At 47.0% G+C, this 19864-nt stretch carries 13 protein-coding genes and 3 rRNA genes; 2 read left to right on the top strand and 14 right to left on the bottom strand.

Annotated features, from left to right (window positions below):
• Positions 1-108 precede the first annotated feature (108 nt).
• Positions 109-294 carry a sigma factor G inhibitor Gin gene (locus MKX75_RS00080; protein ID WP_062838106.1) on the bottom strand — a complete coding sequence of 62 codons (186 nt, stop codon included), beginning with the start codon at positions 292-294 and terminating at the stop codon, positions 109-111.
• Positions 295-349: 55 nt separating this feature from the next.
• Positions 350-619 carry a hypothetical protein gene (locus MKX75_RS00075; RefSeq protein WP_339167907.1) on the bottom strand — a complete coding sequence of 90 codons (270 nt, stop codon included), beginning with the start codon at positions 617-619 and terminating at the stop codon, positions 350-352.
• 167 nt (positions 620-786) lie between these two features.
• On the opposite strand from MKX75_RS00075, the gene MKX75_RS00070 reads away from it, so the two are divergent.
• Positions 787-1311: a hypothetical protein gene (locus tag MKX75_RS00070; protein ID WP_076334086.1), complete on the top strand. Its 525-nt coding sequence runs from the start codon at positions 787-789 to the stop codon at positions 1309-1311.
• A 651-nt stretch (positions 1312-1962) separates the two neighbouring features.
• Here MKX75_RS00070 and MKX75_RS00065 read toward each other — a convergent pair.
• From MKX75_RS00065 to gyrA, 6 genes are all read right to left on the bottom strand, one after another.
• Positions 1963-2403, bottom strand: a complete 441-nt coding sequence (locus MKX75_RS00065) for a hypothetical protein (RefSeq protein WP_082763048.1) — start codon at positions 2401-2403, stop codon at positions 1963-1965.
• Between the two features lie 212 nt (positions 2404-2615).
• Positions 2616-2732, bottom strand: a 5S ribosomal RNA gene (rrf, locus tag MKX75_RS00060).
• An 80-nt stretch (positions 2733-2812) separates the two neighbouring features.
• Positions 2813-5738: ribosomal RNA gene (locus tag MKX75_RS00055) — 23S ribosomal RNA — on the bottom strand.
• A 311-nt stretch (positions 5739-6049) separates the two neighbouring features.
• A 16S ribosomal RNA gene (locus MKX75_RS00050) occupies positions 6050-7602 on the bottom strand.
• Together the 16S, 23S and 5S rRNA genes form the textbook arrangement of a ribosomal RNA operon.
• Before the next feature lie 466 nt (positions 7603-8068).
• Entirely contained in the window at positions 8069-9187 is a 1119-nt protein-coding gene (locus tag MKX75_RS00045; RefSeq protein ID WP_339167906.1) for an HD-GYP domain-containing protein, read from the bottom strand.
• A gap of 224 nt (positions 9188-9411) precedes the next feature.
• Entirely contained in the window at positions 9412-11976 is a 2565-nt protein-coding gene (gene gyrA, locus MKX75_RS00040) for a DNA gyrase subunit A (RefSeq protein ID WP_076332223.1), read from the bottom strand.
• A gap of 427 nt (positions 11977-12403) precedes the next feature.
• On the opposite strand from gyrA, the gene MKX75_RS00035 reads away from it, so the two are divergent.
• On the top strand, positions 12404-13351 hold the full coding sequence (locus MKX75_RS00035) for a YheC/YheD family protein (protein ID WP_076332222.1): 948 nt from the start codon (positions 12404-12406) through the stop codon (positions 13349-13351).
• Positions 13352-13436: 85 nt separating this feature from the next.
• On the opposite strand, the gene gyrB is transcribed toward MKX75_RS00035, so the two are convergent.
• From gyrB to dnaA, 6 genes are all read right to left on the bottom strand, one after another.
• Positions 13437-15347 carry a DNA topoisomerase (ATP-hydrolyzing) subunit B gene (gyrB, locus tag MKX75_RS00030; protein WP_062836512.1) on the bottom strand — a complete coding sequence of 637 codons (1911 nt, stop codon included), beginning with the start codon at positions 15345-15347 and terminating at the stop codon, positions 13437-13439.
• 143 nt (positions 15348-15490) lie between these two features.
• On the bottom strand, positions 15491-15739 hold the full coding sequence (locus MKX75_RS00025; protein WP_017691405.1) for an extracellular matrix/biofilm biosynthesis regulator RemA family protein: 249 nt from the start codon (positions 15737-15739) through the stop codon (positions 15491-15493).
• A gap of 13 nt (positions 15740-15752) precedes the next feature.
• On the bottom strand, positions 15753-16865 hold the full coding sequence (gene recF / locus MKX75_RS00020; protein WP_062836513.1) for a DNA replication/repair protein RecF: 1113 nt from the start codon (positions 16863-16865) through the stop codon (positions 15753-15755).
• A gap of 57 nt (positions 16866-16922) precedes the next feature.
• Positions 16923-17138: a S4 domain-containing protein YaaA gene (gene yaaA / locus MKX75_RS00015; protein WP_036611994.1), complete on the bottom strand. Its 216-nt coding sequence runs from the start codon at positions 17136-17138 to the stop codon at positions 16923-16925.
• Positions 17139-17154: 16 nt separating this feature from the next.
• The gene (gene dnaN, locus MKX75_RS00010) at positions 17155-18297 is read right to left on the bottom strand and encodes a DNA polymerase III subunit beta (RefSeq protein WP_062836515.1); all 1143 of its coding nucleotides are present in this window, start codon (positions 18295-18297) and stop codon (positions 17155-17157) included.
• Positions 18298-18517: 220 nt separating this feature from the next.
• Complete coding sequence (dnaA, locus tag MKX75_RS00005; RefSeq protein ID WP_036611990.1) at positions 18518-19864, bottom strand: chromosomal replication initiator protein DnaA; 1347 nt, start codon at positions 19862-19864, stop codon at positions 18518-18520.

The following is a 19864-nucleotide window of genomic DNA, read 5'->3' as shown; positions in this document are numbered from 1 at the left end:
GACAAGACAATCTCTCCTCATAAAAACAGAAAAAGGCCCATTGGGCCTCTATACACATCAGCATCCTTGCAATGCGATGTTTAGCTTCTACTTCTATGGCAACATTGACTATGCGTTCTTTTGTACCCAAATCTGTTTCATCTGATTGATAAAATAATTGTACTTGGCATCCTGCGCATCGGTATGAACCATTTCTGCTTCACAAGTGTCACATATGAATTCAGATACAATAAAAATACCTTCTCTTTTTCTTTGCTCGCAGATAATACATGTGTGTTCGGCATGTTCTTCCATGAACCATCCCACCTTGTTTTACGTTTACTATCAGTATTGCACAGTTTCTATTATTTTAAACATTTTCATAGTGCTTTCTTTCTATAAAATATATATATTCGCCCACCCCCTCTTGGGTGTCTGTACCGAAAAATACATTCATTCTCCCTACAAGAACATTCACTTGCTTATGTAATACAGTTATCCTACATTCCACCGCATTTACCTCTACATCACGCATCCCTTGGCCTGACTCAAACTTATATTCAATTTCCTTAAAAAAACTTGGAATCTCAGCCGATATATAATACATGATAACGATATCAAAGCCTGACAGTCCGTGCATTCGGGAGTATACTGAGATAAGCTCCGTCGAATCTCAATATCTTGTACAATCGTCATGGCGTGAGATACAAGGTTCATATATACATACATGATTCTTTCCCTTTTACACGTGTAAAAACGAATACCTACCCCACACAAACGTGAATCCGAAGGAGGATATATAATCGTATGATCGCCGAACCGGAGAATAAGGCAACATTTTATCAATACCGGCTTCTGAAAAAAAAGGCTATCGCCCGCAGCGTCATTTATAGCTATCTATGTCTGCCGGTCATCATGCTCTTATTCAATCTACTTGCATTCTCCTGGACTGGCCTTTTCTTTTTTGTGCTGGCAGGCCCAATTACCATCTGGATTCATTATGTCATCGCAAGAACCATATTACTTCTGGTCCGTACCTCTTATGCCAAACGCTGGCGCTGGAATCTGCGTATGCCCTGGTTAGGTTATATCCCTGATCAGCATTTCAGCTTCCGTATGTTTGTCCGGGTACATCTAAACATGAGCTGGATTGGGCTATGTATCATTACAATATGTTTGATATGGTCGCCATTGTCCTTCACCCTCTCGCTGATTTTCTGGCATCTGTGGTTGCTGGGCCCTCGCTTATATGTTGTCATGGTTCTCTCCCGCGAGCGCAAAGATGGACTCATCAAATTGAATGAACAAGATGTCTCATACTATCTGCAATAATTGCCCTTCATTCATCAGTAGAACATGTACCTCAATTACCTGTAATACATAATGGCTGAGCCCTTTCGGATATTCTGATACAATACAGGATTGTGGTATCATCTAGCTGATTCAACTCACTTGCTTAAATAAAGGTTATCCACTGTGGATAACCTTTATTTGTCGTACTTTCTCATCCATTATCCACAGCATGGGCATAGTTAAATGAGTTATCCCCACACCAGGCTCCATTATTCAAATCTTTTTCGCCTGTTGTTACATATCTCATAACCTGATTTGTTTCGTAGAACTTTCGCCTTGAGCGATCTCTGACTCAGTCTCAGCTCTATCTTCCTTTCTAGTTAAGCCGTGTTCACCAGTCATTCAATACCTCACAATGCTTTTATAGAAATCTACACCTCTGTATTTAAAGCTTACCAATCCCCTATAGTTCAAGCACACATACCCCTATCCCTGTTCCATAAATTCTAATACACTTTCTGTGTAACTCTCATACCCTCTCCTGCGCTTTACGCGGGCGATCGTTTCTCCCATTACTACTAAAGCTTACTTCGTAAATAACAAAAAGCCCCCGATCAAGTACACGGGAGCTTTACTATATAAGGAACATCACAGCGTTAATTAATCATATCCAACCTTACCTGCAACAGCTCAATCGTCTTCAGCCAATGATTTAACTGTCGTTTGAGTAGCATCATTTCTAGGAACCATTAGTGTAAAGGAACCATCATGTACCGCTAAATGCACAGTATGTCCTTCCTTTGCAAATACACGCAAGGTACTGGATTCATTGGATGTACCCTTGGCTTGCCTCTCTGTCCAACCCCAGCTTTTAATCTCGTCTAAATATACCTCAGGCAAGCTAGTGCTTTCACTAATACCAGACAGCGTATATCGAACATAATCCATATCCGAATTATTTTCGGACTGGTCAGATTTATTCGCTACTTTAGGTACCGGAAAACTCTTCTCGTTAACCGCACCTTCATATGAAGTCCATACAGCTCCTGAAGCTTCACCGCATCCTGCCAGAACAACAGTCAGACAAAGCAACAGAAATGATTGTAGTCCAAGTCTCCGCCAACTTAACACACACACCCTCCTTTTCACAGCTGCACATTCCAGCTCTGTGGTCAGGTACTTTTAGCATATTTAACATAGTCCTATTATACTGGTTTTACCGCTGTTATCCGTAACAAAAATGTTACCTTCCAATATCGATCATGTTAGGGCTTCTGCTCATTATATTTAATCCTTATAAACAAATAAAAACCACCACCGAATAACATCGGCAGTGGTTAATTGCTTGGCGGCGTCCTACTCTCCCAGGACCCTGCGGTCCAAGTACCATCGGCGCTAGAGGGCTTAACGGTCGTGTTCGGGATGGGTACGTGTGGAACCCCTCCGCCATCGCCACCAAACGCATAGCTTAGCTTACATTCAGAGATCGTTCTCTGAAAACTAGATTCGAAACGAAACTTACGCGATCAGAACTTGCATATTGGATAAGCCCTCGACCGATTAGTACTGGTCAGCTCCATGCATTGCTGCACTTCCACCCCCAGCCTATCTACCTCGTCGTCTTCAAGGGGTCTTACATACTGGGAAATCTCATCTTGAGGGGGGCTTCACGCTTAGATGCTTTCAGCGTTTATCCCGTCCGTACATAGCTACCCAGCGGTGCTCCTGGCGGAACAACTGGTACACCAGCGGTACGTCCATCCCGGTCCTCTCGTACTAAGGACAGCTCCTCTCAAATTTCCTACGCCCACGACAGATAGGGACCGAACTGTCTCACGACGTTCTGAACCCAGCTCGCGTACCGCTTTAATGGGCGAACAGCCCAACCCTTGGGACCTACTTCAGCCCCAGGATGCGATGAGCCGACATCGAGGTGCCAAACCTCCCCGTCGATGTGGACTCTTGGGGGAGATAAGCCTGTTATCCCCAGGGTAGCTTTTATCCGTTGAGCGATGGCCCTTCCATGCGGTACCACCGGATCACTAAGCCCGACTTTCGTCCCTGCTCGACTTGTAGGTCTCGCAGTCAAGCTCCCTTATGCCTTTGCACTCTTCGAATGATTTCCAACCATTCTGAGGGAACCTTTGGGCGCCTCCGTTACTCTTTAGGAGGCGACCGCCCCAGTCAAACTGCCCACCTGACACTGTCCCCGCACCGGATTACGGTACCAGGTTAGAACCTAGATACGATCAGGGTGGTATCCCAACGTTGCCTCCACACAAGCTGGCGCTCATGTCTCTTAGGCTCCCACCTATCCTGTACAGATCGTACCCAAATTCAATATCAAGCTGCAGTAAAGCTCCATGGGGTCTTTCCGTCTTGTCGCGGGTAACCTGCATCTTCACAGGTATTAAAATTTCACCGGATCTCTCGTTGAGACAGCGCCCAAGTCGTTACGCCATTCGTGCGGGTCAGAATTTACCTGACAAGGAATTTCGCTACCTTAGGACCGTTATAGTTACGGCCGCCGTTTACTGGGGCTTCGGTTCACAGCTTCGGATTGCTCCTAACCACTCCCCTTAACCTTCCAGCACCGGGCAGGCGTCAGCCCGTATACTTCGCCTTACGGCTTCGCACAGACCTGTGTTTTTGCTAAACAGTCGCTTGGGCCTTTTCACTGCGGCCCCCTCGTGCTATTCACACTACCGGGGCACCCCTTCTCCCGAAGTTACGGGGTCATTTTGCCGAGTTCCTTAACGAGAGTTCTTCCGCGCGCCTTAGAATACTCTTCTCGCCTACCTGTGTCGGTTTGCGGTACGGGCACCATCACCTGGCTAGAGGCTTTTCTTGGCAGTGTGAGATCATGACCTTCGCTACTGTAATTTTCACTCCCCATCACAGCTCAGCCTTACAATGTGCGGATTTGCCTACACATCAGCCTTACTGCTTAGACGGACATCCATCAGTCCGCGTCACTACCCTACTGCGTCCCCCCATTGCTCATAACGGCTTACGGTGGTACAGGAATTTCGACCTGTTGTCCTTCGACTACGCCTTTCGGCCTCGCCTTAGGTCCCGACTTACCCTGAGCGGACGAGCCTTCCTCAGGAACCCTTAGGCTTTCGGCGGATCAGATTCTCACTGATCTTTTCGTTACTCATACCGGCATTCTCACTTGTATAATGTCCAGCGCTCCTTACGGTACACCTTCAACCCTTATACAACGCTCCCCTACCCCTGATGCAAAGCATCAAGCCATAGCTTCGGTGGTGTGTTTAGCCCCGTTACATTTTCGGCGCAGAGTCACTCGACCAGTGAGCTATTACGCACTCTTTCAATGGTGGCTGCTTCTAAGCCAACATCCTGGTTGTCTGTGCAACTCCACATCCTTTCCCACTTAACACACACTTGGGGACCTTAGCTGATGGTCTGGGCTGTTTCCCTTTTGACAATGGATCTTAGCACTCACTGTCTGACTCCCGGAAGTAAGTCTATGGCATTCGGAGTTTGACTGAGCTTGGTAACCCTTGCGGGCCCCGCACCCAATCAGTGCTCTACCTCCACGACTCTGTTTTCCGAGGCTAGCCCTAAAGCTATTTCGGGGAGAACCAGCTATCTCCGAGTTCGATTGGAATTTCTCCGCTACCCCCACCTCATCCCCGCATTTTTCAACATGCGTGGGTTCGGGCCTCCAGTGCGTGTTACCGCACCTTCACCCTGGACAGGGGTAGATCACCCGGTTTCGGGTCTACGTCCACGTACTACATCGCCCTATTCAGACTCGCTTTCGCTGCGGCTCCGGCTCTTCACCTTAACCTTGCACGGGAACGTAACTCGCCGGTTCATTCTACAAAAGGCACGCCATCACCCCTAAAACGGGCTCTGACTTTTTGTAAGCACACGGTTTCAGGTTCTATTTCACTCCCCTTCCGGGGTGCTTTTCACCTTTCCCTCACGGTACTGCTTCACTATCGGTCGCTAGGAAGTATTTAGCCTTGGCAGATGGTCCTGCCGGATTCATACGGGGTTTCACGTGCCCCGCACTACTCGGGATCCGTCTCGGAGGGAACAGACTTTCAATTACAGGGCTTTTACCTTCTTTGGCGGGCCTTTCCAGACCTCTTCGCTTAATCGGTTCCTTTGTAACTCCATGTGAGACGTCCCACAACCCCAAAGAGCAAGCTCTCTGGTTTGGGCTTCTCCGCGTTCGCTCGCCGCTACTGACGGAATCACTATTGTTTTCTCTTCCTCAGGGTACTTAGATGTTTCAGTTCCCCTGGTATGCCTCTACATAACCTATGTATTCAGTTATGAGTAACTGGAAATTACCCCAGCTGGGTTTCCCCATTCGGACACCCCCGGATCAAAGCTTGCTTACAGCTCCCCGAGGCAGTTTCGTTGTTCGCCACGTCCTTCATCGGCTCCTAGCGCCTAGGCATCCTCCGTGTGCTCTTAGTAGCTTAACCATATTGCTCCGGTTTTGACTGCTCGCTTCCCTTGTTTTGGACTACGTCCAAAGCCAAAAGTCGCTCCCACCCAATACCATCGCAAAAGCAATTAAGTACCAATTTATTAAACTTGTTTAACACAAGTTCAGCTAAAAAGGAATGTTCTAATTCGCGTTTGTTTCGTTTCGATATCTAGTTTTCAAAGAACAAGCTCCATGCAAAAGCAAGCTGTTTGAGAGTTTGAGCTCTCAAAACTGAGCAACGAGTGAGTGTTTTGTAGCTTAGCTACATATTTGAATGTTTCCGTTGCAGGAAACGATTCTCCATAGAAAGGAGGTGATCCAGCCGCACCTTCCGATACGGCTACCTTGTTACGACTTCACCCCAATCATCTATCCCACCTTCGGCGGCTGGCTCCTTGCGGTTACCCCACCGACTTCGGGTGTTATAAACTCTCGTGGTGTGACGGGCGGTGTGTACAAGACCCGGGAACGTATTCACCGCGGCATGCTGATCCGCGATTACTAGCAATTCCGACTTCATGCAGGCGAGTTGCAGCCTGCAATCCGAACTGAGACCGGCTTTGTTGGGATTGGCTCCATCTCGCGATTTCGCAGCCCGTTGTACCGGCCATTGTAGTACGTGTGTAGCCCAGGTCATAAGGGGCATGATGATTTGACGTCATCCCCACCTTCCTCCGGTTTGTCACCGGCAGTCTATCTAGAGTGCCCATCCGAAATGCTGGCAACTAAATATAAGGGTTGCGCTCGTTGCGGGACTTAACCCAACATCTCACGACACGAGCTGACGACAACCATGCACCACCTGTCTCCTCTGTCCCGAAGGAAAGATACATCTCTGTACCGATCAGAGGGATGTCAAGACCTGGTAAGGTTCTTCGCGTTGCTTCGAATTAAACCACATACTCCACTGCTTGTGCGGGTCCCCGTCAATTCCTTTGAGTTTCAGTCTTGCGACCGTACTCCCCAGGCGGAGTGCTTAATGTGTTAACTTCGGCACCAAGGGTATCGAAACCCCTAACACCTAGCACTCATCGTTTACGGCGTGGACTACCAGGGTATCTAATCCTGTTTGCTCCCCACGCTTTCGCGCCTCAGCGTCAGTTACAGCCCAGAGAGTCGCCTTCGCCACTGGTGTTCCTCCACATATCTACGCATTTCACCGCTACACGTGGAATTCCACTCTCCTCTTCTGCACTCAAGTCACCCAGTTTCCAGTGCGATCCGGGGTTGAGCCCCGGGATTAAACACCAGACTTAAATGACCGCCTGCGCGCGCTTTACGCCCAATAATTCCGGACAACGCTTGCCCCCTACGTATTACCGCGGCTGCTGGCACGTAGTTAGCCGGGGCTTTCTTCTCAGGTACCGTCACCTTGAGAGCAGTTACTCTCCCAAGCGTTCTTCCCTGGCAACAGAGCTTTACGATCCGAAAACCTTCATCACTCACGCGGCATTGCTCCGTCAGGCTTTCGCCCATTGCGGAAGATTCCCTACTGCTGCCTCCCGTAGGAGTCTGGGCCGTGTCTCAGTCCCAGTGTGGCCGATCACCCTCTCAGGTCGGCTACGCATCGTCGCCTTGGTGAGCCGTTACCTCACCAACTAGCTAATGCGCCGCAGGCCCATCCCCAAGTGACAGATTGCTCCGTCTTTCCAGTTCTCTTCAGGCGAAGAAAACAATTATTCGGTATTAGCTACCGTTTCCGGTAGTTGTCCCAAACTTGAGGGCAGGTTGCCTACGTGTTACTCACCCGTCCGCCGCTAACCATCAGAGAAGCAAGCTTCTCATCAAGTCCGCTCGACTTGCATGTATTAGGCATGCCGCCAGCGTTCGTCCTGAGCCAGGATCAAACTCTCCAATAAAGTATTGAAAAGAGCGATAAGCTCATTTTGAATCTGACGAGATTAAAAATCTCATTTGTGCTCCAGTCGATTCAAGCCAAGGCTCGTCTCAACTTTCGCGTTCATTCTGCAAGCAGAATATTTACTCACTCGTTGTTCAGTTTTCAAAGATCAAACTTGTTTCGTTACCGAATGTTGTTCTCTTCAGCAACTTTTATATCTTATCACATCCGAACCAACTTTGCAAGCTCTTTTTTTAAGTTTCTTTCGAAGCTTATTTGTTTTGCTTGCCGCACCGTGTAAATCGTGTTTTCTTGGCCGGAATTAGAATATACCATGTACAGATTTTGATTGCAAGTCTTTTTTTGTTTAATTATTAATTTATCTATAATCATCGTGATTTATCTACATGACTACACTTTTTTCACATAAAAAGGCCTCTCTATAAAAGAAAGACCCTCTCATCAAGTTTCTCTACTATCTATAATTAACCGATAACCTCTTGAATGTGGAGCTGCCGCTGCTGCATTAAGTTAATGATGGTTCCTTCTACTGACACCATAGGCCGCGTAGGATGATCCCGATCAGAGAATATGATCTCTCCAATTTGGTTATTGCTCAGTTTTACTCGGATGCCATTATGGATCTGGGTCGACCGTTGAACAAATACACTTACAATTGCAGGATCTAATTTCCCGAACGCTTCACTCTGGATCTGTTCCAGGACCAGATACGGTGATTGTGCCTTACGATAGATCTTCTCTAACGTCATGGCGTGGAAAATATCAGCGATAGCTACAATTTTCGCGTAAATATGAATCTGCGTTCCGCTAAGCTGTAATGGGTAGCCCGATCCATCCACTTTTTCGTGATGCTGCAAGGCTGCAAGTCTAGCCCCCTCATTAATGGCTTTTGCCTGTTTAAGCACCTGATAACCGTATTTGGTATGCTGGCGGATCTCTTCCTGCTCTGCTACCGTCAATGTGGATGGTTTATGGAGAATCTGCGGATCTACTTTGTTGTTACCAATATCATGGAACAAGCCTGCAAAAGCAACCTGCATCCAATCCTTAGAGGGGAGATCCATCCATTGGGCCAATTGATACGATGTGATCGCGCTCAGTACAGCATGGTGATATACATAATCATGTTCTTGCATTACTCGTGGGCTGAAGGTAAGTACATTATATTGTTTGAGATGTACAAACACAGACTCCAACTGTGTACGCAACTCATATACAGGCAATTCAGCCGCCAGAGAGGACAGGAATGCATTTTTGGTTAGTCCGACCATCTTCTCATACTCATCCTGTAGAGACGTTACTGCAGGAGCTGTGGTGACGTTCCCTGTCTTCCCTGACCGTTCCCCATTATTCTCATTTGTTGTACCTCCTGCGGGCCCAGATGCACTTTTGGTGCCTGTACTGCCTGATACCATTCTTTCTTGTTCAATATCTACCTGGTGAATCATAAAGGCTCTGAGAACTTCCATATCCTTGGGTAAAATGACTTTGCCCTTCTGAAGCAGAACGTTGCCGCGAAGCGTTTGCACATCACTTCCAAGTTTGAGTCCTGGTTTGACTTCTGACAGGGTGATTAATCCCATGTTTATTCTCCTCACTCATCGTTCTTCTATGTTAATAACAAAACAAGACCATAGTCCCGGTTTTTTCATGATATTTCCCATTATATTACTCAAAAATCAGGCTGTACATCCTAGATTCTGATTAATCAAAGTGATGGTTCCTTTATACAACAAAAGGGCCCCCAGTGGGAGCCCTCTTAGTCTTATTCCAATCTCCAAGAGATTGGTTTTCAGAAATTCTATTCTTATGCTTCCGAACCGGAATCGTCGCCATCAACTTCAGCATCAGCTTCCGCGTCAGAAATGGTGCCTTCTTCCAGGCTTACTGCCGGAGTTTGGGTCTCCCCGCCTTCCGATCCTTCAAGCAATTCGTCGTCTGGTTCTTCTTCATTCTTATCAATTCGGCTGACTGTGGCCACCGAATCCTCATCACGAATATGAATCAGTTTCACACCTTGCGTGTACCTACCCATGGTCGATATGCCTTCCATGCTCATCCGGATCAAAGTACCGCTAGACGTGATAATCATCAGATCCTCTTCGGTTTTAACCATTTTGAGGCTGACTACAGCGCCGTTCTTCTCTGTGACATTGATGGTTTTAATCCCTTTACCACCACGAGTCTGCATCCGATAATCACTGACAGGTGTACGTTTACCGTAACCTTTGGCTGTAACGATCAGAACATCAAGCTCTTTATCGACTACATCCATGCCAATAACGGCATCCTGTTCATCCAAAGTGATCCCTTTAACCCCGGTTGCACTACGTCCCATGGAACGTACATTACCTTCCGAGAATCGGATAGACATCCCGTGAGCTGTACCCATAATGATCTCTTGCTGTCCATCGGTCAGCTTAACATCAATCAGGATATCATCATCACGCAAGGAAATACCGATCAGGCCGCCTTTGCGGATATTGGTGTAATCCTCAAGTGGCGTCTTCTTCACAACCCCTTGACGGGTAGCAAAGAACAAGTATCTGTCACTTTCAAATTCCTGAACTGGAATCACGGCATTAACCGATTCACCCTGCTCGATCTGGATCAGATTGATAATTGGTGTTCCCCGTGCGGTACGTCCAAGCTCTGGAATCTCGTAAGCTTTGAGACGATACACTTTACCTTTGTCAGTGAAGAACATGAGGTAATTGTGAGAGTTGGTCACAAATAGATGCTCAACAAAGTCGGTATCTTTGGTGTCCATCCCTACAACGCCACGTCCACCACGCTTCTGGCTGCGGTATGTGGATACCGGCAGACGTTTCACGTAGCCTGTATGGGTAATCGTGATAATAACCTCTTCACGTGGAATCAGGTCCTCATCCAGAATACTCTCTTCACCTACCGTGATCTCTGTACGGCGATCATCGCTAAAGCGGTCGCGAATCTCTTGAAGCTCCGTACTGATAATCTCAAGCACCAGATGCTCATTAGCCAAGATTTCACGATACTCCCTGATTTTGACCATCAGTTCGTTATACTCGTTTTCAATACGTTCGCGTTCCAAACCTGTGAGGCGTTGCAAACGCATATCGAGAATCGCTTGAGCCTGATCATGACTGAGTGAGAAACGCTCAATCAAACCTTCTCTGGCTGCATCTGCATTACTGGATGAACGAATCAACGTAATAATCTCATCGATATGATCCAGCGCAATGCGCAAGCCTTCCAGAATGTGTGCACGAGCTTCAGCCTTCTTCAGTTCAAACTGCGTACGTCTGCGAATAACCTCAATCTGATGCTGCAGATAGTGATACAACACTTCACGCAAGTTCAGGATTTTAGGCTCTTTATTTACAATCGCAAGCATGTTAATTCCGAAAGTGGATTGCATCGATGTATGTTTGTACAAGTTGTTCAGAACAACCCCCGGATTCACGTCTCTGCGAAGCTCAATTACAACCCGCATACCGTTACGGTCAGACTCATCACGAAGATCTGTAATGCCATCAATCTTTTTATCACGTACCAACTCAGCGATTTTCTCAACGAGTCTCGCCTTGTTCACCTGATAAGGGAGCTCTGTAACGATAATTCTCGCTTTATTGTTATTCTCTTCGATGTTGGTTTTGGCCCGCATCGTTACTGAACCACGTCCGGTCTGATACGCTTGACGAATGCCGGAGCGTCCCAAAATGTAACCGGACGTTGGGAAGTCTGGTCCTTGAATGTAATCCATCAGTTCCATGGATGTAATATCAGGATTTTGAATCATGGCCTGTACGCCGTCAATGACCTCTCCCAAATTATGAGGAGGAATATTGGTCGCCATACCTACCGCGATCCCGCCGACCCCATTGACAAGCAAGTTGGGGAAACGAGCAGGCAGAACGATTGGTTCATGTTCTTCACCGTCATAGTTCGGCTGGAAGTCAATCGTATCCTTGTTGATATCTCTGAGCATTTCCATTGCAATCTTGGACAGACGAGCTTCGGTATAACGCATCGCTGCTGCCATATCGCCATCGACCGATCCAAAGTTACCATGTCCATCTACGTGCATATAACGCAGGGAGAAATCCTGTGCCATCCGTACCATCGTCTCGTAAACAGCAGAGTCACCGTGCGGGTGATACTTACCGATAACTTCGCCGACGATTCTGGCTGATTTTTTATGTGGTTTATCGGGTGTCATGCCAAGCTCCGACATTGCGTACAGAATACGCCGGTGAACCGGCTTCAATCCATCACGCACGTCAGGTAAGGCACGGCTAACAATGATGCTCATCGCATAATCCATAAACGATTCACGCATCTCGACGCCAATATCCCGATCTGTAATCTGCGAGTTCATTTCTTCCGCCATGCTGGACCTCCTTCTTGTCCTAAACAAACGTTCCATTCCGTCATGCTAAAAAAATTGATTATATGTGAAAAGCCTAACAAGGCTAAAACCGCGCAAGAACGCTACTCTTTATTATATTACTTTCACAAAAGTTACACAATTAAACGTCCGCTGGGCAATAGCCTTTCTTCCGGGAACTTCTGCGTCTCTGGGGATTCGCCCTGCCTTCCTCCCCAATTGCACATACAATGCTAGAAAAAGCGGCATATGTACTGTGCCCACCGAGGCTAAAGCCGTTCCCGTTCTACGATCAAACTGCAAATTGTGCAGCTCATCGCACAAAACGCCATATTTCTCTATTATACCACTGAAATCGTCTCTTGTCCTTCGATTTCTCCGTGTCTTCCCCTCTTGAGAACTGAGCAAAACATGAAAGGACTGATGAATCTTGGGTATTCAGCGTGTCTCCAGCAAATGGGCCAAAACAGCTGTGTTACAACGCAGTCGCAATGTGAATGAATATATCCCTGTGACCCGAAAATATAGCCGTCAAACCCTGGAACGGATGACTGAATTATTCGAGTCGAACTATATCAAACCGGACCGTGGCACTTACGGCAATGGAGTTATGCGGGTGAAAACCACCCGTATGTACCAACCTGTGTTTTATTCCGAAGATTCCACCACAGATACAGAGGTTACTGAAGAACACAATGATCGGAACCTATCCGAAGATACCGAAGCAAGTGTTGTTACCTCCAGAGCTACCCAACTCACAACAACATATCAACTCCAATATGGAACAGAGGAAAGGTTATTTCATTCCTTGGACGATCTTGAACGGGCACTGAATGATCGTATACAGAAACGTGACTATATCATTCAACAAGGGATCCCGCTGATGAAGCATGAAGGTTTGCCTTTTGACTTGCGCGTGTTAACCCAGAAAAATCTGCAACACAACTGGGAGACAACAGGTGTACTGGGACGAGTCGCCGCCCCGGGAAAAATCATCACCAACATTCATGGTGGTGGACGATTGGCCACGTTCGAAGAACTCGTACTCCCCCATCTGCATCAGGATGGCTTCAAGAAGCTTCGCCATGAGCTGTACCGATTAGGCATTCATACCGCCGTGCAATTGCAAACATCATTTCCAAGGCTCAAGGAGATTGGTATAGATATTGCACTAGACGAAGAAGGACGCCCCTGGATTCTTGAAGTCAATACACTGCCAGGCATTTATGCTTTTGGCTTACTACCGGACAAGGAGACCTACCGGAAGATCAAACGATATGCGATTGCCTACGGTCGTCTGCCCTCCAAAAAGAGCAAAAGCTCTCGTCCATCCCCTAAAGCACAGGCCTCAGCTACCAAAAGACGTGTACGTCGATAAAAACCAATACGGGAGTCTATTAGTCTCCCTCTTCGATATTTCCAATAATATAAAAAGGCGCCCTCTCAGGCGCCTCTTCTTATCGTTAAATGTCGAGGTTTTTCACGTATTTCGCATTTTCCTGGATAAAGTCACGACGCGGTTCAACGTTATCCCCCATGAGGGTGTCGAACATGGCATCAGCAAGTATGGCATCGTTGATCGATACTTGCATCATGGTCCGGCTCTCCGGATCCATCGTCGTTTCCCACAATTGTCCGGCATTCATCTCACCGAGACCTTTGTAACGCTGAACGTTGAATTTCGCATTTTCACCGAGCGTTGCAATAATTTCATCGCGCTCTTTCTCGGAACCAGCATAGCGAATCACTTTGTTACGCTCAATCTTGAACAATGGCGGTTGCGCAATATATACATAACCTGCCTCAATGATTTTGCGCATGTACCGATACAGGAATGTCAGCAACAGTGTTCGGATATGAGCACCATCGACATCGGCATCGGTCATCAAAATGATTTTGTGATAACGAGCTTTGGCAATATCAAAGTCATCACCAATACCTGTACCCATCGCCGTAATAATCGCTCTAATCTCCGCATTACCCAAGATCCGGTCCAGACGAGCTTTTTCCACGTTCAGAATCTTACCACGGAGCGGCAAAATCGCTTGGAAATGACGATCCCGACCTTGCTTCGCTGATCCGCCCGCAGAGTCACCTTCGACGATGTACAATTCGCTGATTGAAGCATCCTTGGATGAACAGTCGGCCAGTTTACCTGGAAGTGAGCTTACTTCCAGTGCACCTTTACGCCGTGTCAGTTCCCGTGCTTTACGAGCAGCTTCACGTGCACGGGCAGCTTGCAGACCTTTTTCCAAAATGCGACGGGATACGGAAGGATTCTCTTCCAGGAACTCCTGCAGCTTCTCGGCAAACAAGGATTCGACAATACCACGTACTTCACTGTTACCAAGCTTGGTCTTCGTCTGTCCTTCAAATTGCGGTTCCGGAATCTTGACCGAAATAATAGCCGTCAAACCTTCACGCACATCATCTCCGGAAAGGTTGCCGGTGCTGTCCTTGATTACTCCCGCCTTACGGGCGTAGTCATTGATGATCCGTGTAAGGGCACTCTTGAAGCCTGATTCATGCGTTCCGCCCTCATGCGTGTTGATATTGTTCGCGAAGGAATAGATGTTCTCGGTGTAGTTGTCATTGTATTGCAGGGCAACTTCCACCTGAATGTTATCTCTGGAACCTTCAACGTAAATTGGATTTTCATGCAATACTTCGCGCTTCTGGTTGAGGAAGGAGACGTATTCGATAATGCCGCCTTCGTACAGGAACGAGTTGGTTGCACCTGTACGCTCATCCGTCAATGTAAGACCAATACCCTTGTTCAGGAACGCCAGCTCACGAATACGGGCAAGCAAGATGTCATATTCATAAACTCTCGTTTCCGTGAAAATTTCAGGGTCCGGATGGAACCTAACTGTTGTTCCTGTTTCGTCAGTTGTACCGATCACTTTCAGGTCATACTGTGGAGCTCCACGGCGATATTCCTGTTGGTAGATATGTCCTTCACGTTTAACCGTTACAACCACTTTTTCAGAGAGAGCATTTACAACGGACACACCAACACCATGCAAACCACCGGATACTTTATATCCGCCGCCGCCAAATTTTCCTCCTGCGTGGAGGACAGTCATAACTACCTCAAGTGCAGGACGTTTCATTTTGGCATGTTCGCCGACAGGAATACCCCGTCCGTTATCGACTACAGTTACGCTGTTATCTTCATGGATACTGACCTCAATGTGGTCACAGTAACCAGCAAGCGCTTCGTCGATACTGTTGTCCACTACTTCCCAGACCAGATGATGCAGGCCCTTGGAACTGGTGGAACCGATATACATCCCCGGACGCTTCCGTACGGCTTCCAATCCTTCAAGGACCTGAATTTCATTCGCATCATATGACGGTTGATTCATAGACATGCCTTTCACCTACTTCTATAGATTCAATATCGTAAATATGCGTTAACTAAGAATGTTTGCTGAAATAGGCAACGTCCTTCATTCAGCCAGCTGTCCACATAAAGACAAGCAGTAAAAGACACACCTTTTATGCCAATCCAATGCTAGAGATCAGGAAAAATGTGAGCCCGCTTCTTCAGCGTGGCTGAGGAAATAGGCGAGTAGTACACAATGTTTTTGGTCACCACAATGGACTTGGCTTCCTCTTCGCCGATGTGTTCCACTGTTTTTTCCTGCTCGGCATGCGTGACATACTGCTTGGAGATCTTTGAGGATTTTTCAATCGATATATCAAAAATAGCGACCAATTCGGAAGAACGGATAATCTTCTCACCGCCCAGATGAATGTACATAAGCCCTCACTCCTTAGCGTTCAACCTGTCCGGCATGAACGTGATAAATACTGGCATCTTTGAGCTTGTCAACGTTCAGGCTCTCGATCCCCGTAGCCGTAATAAAGGTTTGCACCTTGCTCTGGAACGTTTCGATCAGCTGTGTCTGGCGAAAAGGATCCAGTTCGGACAGGACGTCGTCGAGCAGCAGGACCGGATATTCTCCGATTTCTTCGTGAATCAGTTCAATTTCCGCAAGTTTAAGGGACAACGCCGTTGTGCGCTGCTGCCCCTGCGAGCCATATGTTTGTACTTCCCGATCGTTAATGAAAAAGGACAGGTCATCCCGATGCGGCCCACTAAGGGTTGTGCCTCGGCGAATCTCCTGCTCTTTCATTTGTGATAATTTTATCATAAATTGGTCCATTAAGACAGCTTCATCTTCTTCAGCGGCTTCGCTGAAGGAAGGAAGGTAGGCCAGCCGCAGGACTTCTCCGCCTCCGGTGATCCCTTGATGAATCGTTTCTGCCCACTTTTGCAGTTTCTTTATGAATTGTTTCCTTTTTTTGACGATTTTAACACCATGCTCAACCAGTTGTTCGTTCCATACCTCAAGCATGGTCTGGGCCGATGCCCCTTGTCCCCATAGCTGCTTGAGCAAATTGTTTCGTTGGACCAGCACTTTTTGATATTGCTGCAGATGATACAGGTAGCCGGGTGCAACCTGTCCGATCTCCATGTCAAGAAACCGGCGGCGGACCCCCGGTGTGCCTTTTACGATCTCCAGATCTTCCGGTGCAAACATCACGACATTAAGCGCGCCGACAAAATCACTTAACTTGCGCTGCTCCAGTCCGTTAATCTTCGCTTTTTTGCCTTGTTGTGACAGAGACAGTTCAAGCTTGACCGCTCCGTACTTTTTGTCGACTTCTGCTGCAAGTCTGGCACGTTCCTCACCAAAACGGATTAACTCCTTGTCACGGGATGTACGGTGGCTCTTGGTGAGTGCAAGTACAAAAATCGCCTCTGCAAGATTGGTCTTGCCTTGAGCATTTTGCCCGATCAATAAGTTTACAGGACCAAAAGAGTCCAGTCTCAGATGTTCATAATTGCGGAAATTCTGCAGATCAATGCTGTTCACAAACACGCGGTAACCTCCCTTTTATCCCGTCCGTCAGGAGGCAGCAGGATCGAACTGGTCTTCTTATTCTGCGGCAACTTCGAATGTGCCTTCTCCGTCCACTTCAACGATATCCCCAGGGTATAACTTACGTCCCCGGCGTTCCTCAGGCTCTTTATTCACACGTACAAGTCCCTCCTGAAGCAAAGCTTTGGCCATACCTCCAGTTGGGATGCAATCAGCGAGTTTCAAAAATTGATCAAGCTTAATATATTCCGTTCGAATCGTAACTTGGTTCACTGTGATCTTCCTTTCGTTAGTTGGTCGTCCGGTATGGCAATATGACGTAAAGGCTGTGACTGTCATCCAGTGGTTTCAAGATGATTGGACTCATGACACCTGTAAAAGCGATCATCAGCTGCTCACTTTCGACGACTTTCAGCACATCCAGCATGTATTTGGAGTTGAACGAGATTTTTAACGGATCTCCTGTAAACTCGGCAGGTTCGATTTCTTCTCTTACTTTACCTAGCTCGGAAGAGCTTGAGGAAATTTCGACTGTTCCCGAATCCATCGTTTGCATACGCACGATGTTTGTTTTCTCTTCACGCGACAGCAAATAAGCCCGGTCAATGGATTCACTTAATTTTTTTGTATCTAAAACAAGTTCTGTTTTGTATGACGTTGGAATAATTCTAGAAGTATCGGGATATGTTCCGTCCAAAATACGAGAGTAGAACAATACACGGTCGATTTTGAATAGGACTTGGTTATCTGCAACAACGATATCCACAAGGGTATTTTGATCCGGAACGATTTTGCTGAGCTCGTTCAGCGTTTTACCGGAAATGACCACGTTGTTAAAGCGAATACCTTCTGCATTATCCAGCATTGCTGATCGAGTAGCAAGACGGTGGCGGTCTGTTGCCACAAATTTCAATTCGTTATCACCCAAACTCCAGAGTACGCCTGTAAGGATTGGCGTTGTCTCATGTGTGGAAATGGAGAAGACGGTTTGTTTGATCATATTTTTCAGCAAATCTCCTGGAATGGAGACGGTTTGGTTTTCTTCAATGCTCGGCAGTACCGGGAATTCTTCCGGATCCAGACCTACCAGTTGAATCTCGGTAGCACCTGCAGAGATAAAGGTGTTGAAGTTCTCTTTGACTTCCATGTGCACTTCTTGGGATGGCAGCTTCTTGATGATCTCCACGAAAAACTTGGCTGGCAAAACTACACTGCCCGGTTGTTCTACCTGAACCACGCTTTTATCTCCATCTTCAAGCGGGATGAAGGATTGAATGGATATATCGGTGTCGCTTGCTGTCAACGTTACACCTTGATGATTCACGTCGAATTTGATACCGCTCAGAATCGGAATCGTTGTACGGCTCGAGATCGCTTTGGATACTTGCTGTATGGAATCGTTTAAGTAGTTTTTCATTATGCTGATTTTCATGGTTTCACTCCTAGCTGATTTTTTGGGTGTTGGGGTGTTGAAAGGTGTTTTTCAAAGGCCGAAGGCTAAGCTCCGAAATGGCTATTTTGGAGATGATATCTTTAAGATCTTTTTAGTAATAATAGTAATAGGGGCACTGAATATGTGGATAAGTGGGTATAAACCCGTACACCCAAGCCTATCCACATGTGTATACGTTGTGCATAGGCTTGGGACTTGTTCAGGTTGGATTCTTAATTTTTTCGGTTAAGTTGTTGATAACTTTATAGAGATCCTGATCGTTTTTAATCGCTTGGGAGATTTTTTCGTGAGCGTGAATGACAGTGGTGTGATCTCGTCCTCCGAATGCTTCCCCGATTTTGGGCAGAGAAAAGTCTGTCAGTTCACGAGAGAGATACATGGCAATCTGTCTTGGGAAAGCAACTGCCTTGGTCCGTTTCCGTGCTTTGAAATCTTCAAGCTTAAGGCTATAGTACTCGCCGACCTTTTGTTGGATGTCATGAATAGTGATCATTTTTGGACGACTGGAAGGAATAATATCCTTCAGTGCTTCAGCTGCGAGATGAGTGGTTACATCTTGATTAGTCAGTGAAGAATAAGCAACTACCCGAATCAGGGCGCCTTCCAGTTCACGTATGTTGGTGTCAATCTGGTTGGCAATGTACATCATCGCTTCATTTGGAATATCCAAGTTTTCCGCACGTGCCTTTTTCCGCAAAATAGCGATCCGTGTTTCCAAATCTGGAGGCTGGATATCCGTGATTAACCCCCATTCAAAGCGAGAACGAAGTCGTTCTTCCAGTGTCGGAATTTCCTTCGGTGGTCTGTCGCTGGAGATGATGATCTGCTTCCGTTCCTCATGCAGCGCATTAAACGTATGGAAAAATTCCTCTTGTGTTGATTCTTTTCCCGCCAAAAACTGAATATCATCAATGAGCAGAATGTCGACGCTCCGGTATTTGTTACGGAAGCTCTCCCCGCGGTTGTCACGGATCGAGTTAATGAATTCGTTCGTGAATTTCTCAGACGACAAATAAACGACTTTGCTGCCCGGATCATGCTCCAGTACGTAATGTCCGATAGCATGCATCAAGTGAGTTTTACCGAGACCTACTCCTCCATACAGAAAGAGAGGATTGTAAGCTTTGGCGGGCGCTTCAGCGACCGCCAGCGATGCGGCATGGGCAAAACGGTTGCCCGGCCCGATGACAAATGTATCGAACGTATATTTCGGATTCAGCATGCTGAGTACCGCTTCTTCCTGTACGACTGTAGGCGTTGGCGCCGGCAGTTGCGGGTCCGGTTCAGCAGGCTTGTTCTCCTCGATGACAAATTTCACATCGACTTGCTTGCCAAGCAGCTCGTATACCGTCGAGCCAACCAATTTGGTGTAACGGCTCTCCAGCCATTCGACGGCAAATGTAGTTGGTGCGGAAATGACGATTGAACGGTCATTCAGCTTGGTGGCTTTGGTTGCTTTGAACCAGGTGTCAAAGCTGGGTTTGCTGAGTTTGTTTTGTATGATTGATAAAATTTGCTGCCATAAATCAGAAGTATGGCTGTCCAC

The organism is Paenibacillus sp. FSL R5-0341 (assembly GCF_037975235.1).
GTDB classification, from domain to species: domain Bacteria; phylum Bacillota; class Bacilli; order Paenibacillales; family Paenibacillaceae; genus Paenibacillus; species Paenibacillus amylolyticus_A.
The sequence above is the reverse complement of the archived record's forward strand: the minus strand, read 5'-3'. Positions and strand labels throughout refer to the sequence as shown.

Coding starts and splice junctions, on each gene's coding strand:
- dnaN (WP_062836515.1), bottom strand. CDS start 18,297: ATGAAAATCAGCATAATGAAAAACTACTTAAACGATTCCATACAGCAA.
- MKX75_RS00070 (WP_076334086.1), top strand. CDS start 787: ATGATCGCCGAACCGGAGAATAAGGCAACATTTTATCAATACCGGCTT.
- gyrA (WP_076332223.1), bottom strand. CDS start 11,976: ATGGCGGAAGAAATGAACTCGCAGATTACAGATCGGGATATTGGCGTC.
- gyrB (WP_062836512.1), bottom strand. CDS start 15,347: ATGTCTATGAATCAACCGTCATATGATGCGAATGAAATTCAGGTCCTT.
- MKX75_RS00075 (WP_339167907.1), bottom strand. CDS start 619: ATGCACGGACTGTCAGGCTTTGATATCGTTATCATGTATTATATATCG.
- MKX75_RS00045 (WP_339167906.1), bottom strand. CDS start 9,187: ATGGGATTAATCACCCTGTCAGAAGTCAAACCAGGACTCAAACTTGGA.
- MKX75_RS00025 (WP_017691405.1), bottom strand. CDS start 15,739: ATGTACATTCATCTGGGCGGTGAGAAGATTATCCGTTCTTCCGAATTG.
- MKX75_RS00080 (WP_062838106.1), bottom strand. CDS start 294: ATGGAAGAACATGCCGAACACACATGTATTATCTGCGAGCAAAGAAAA.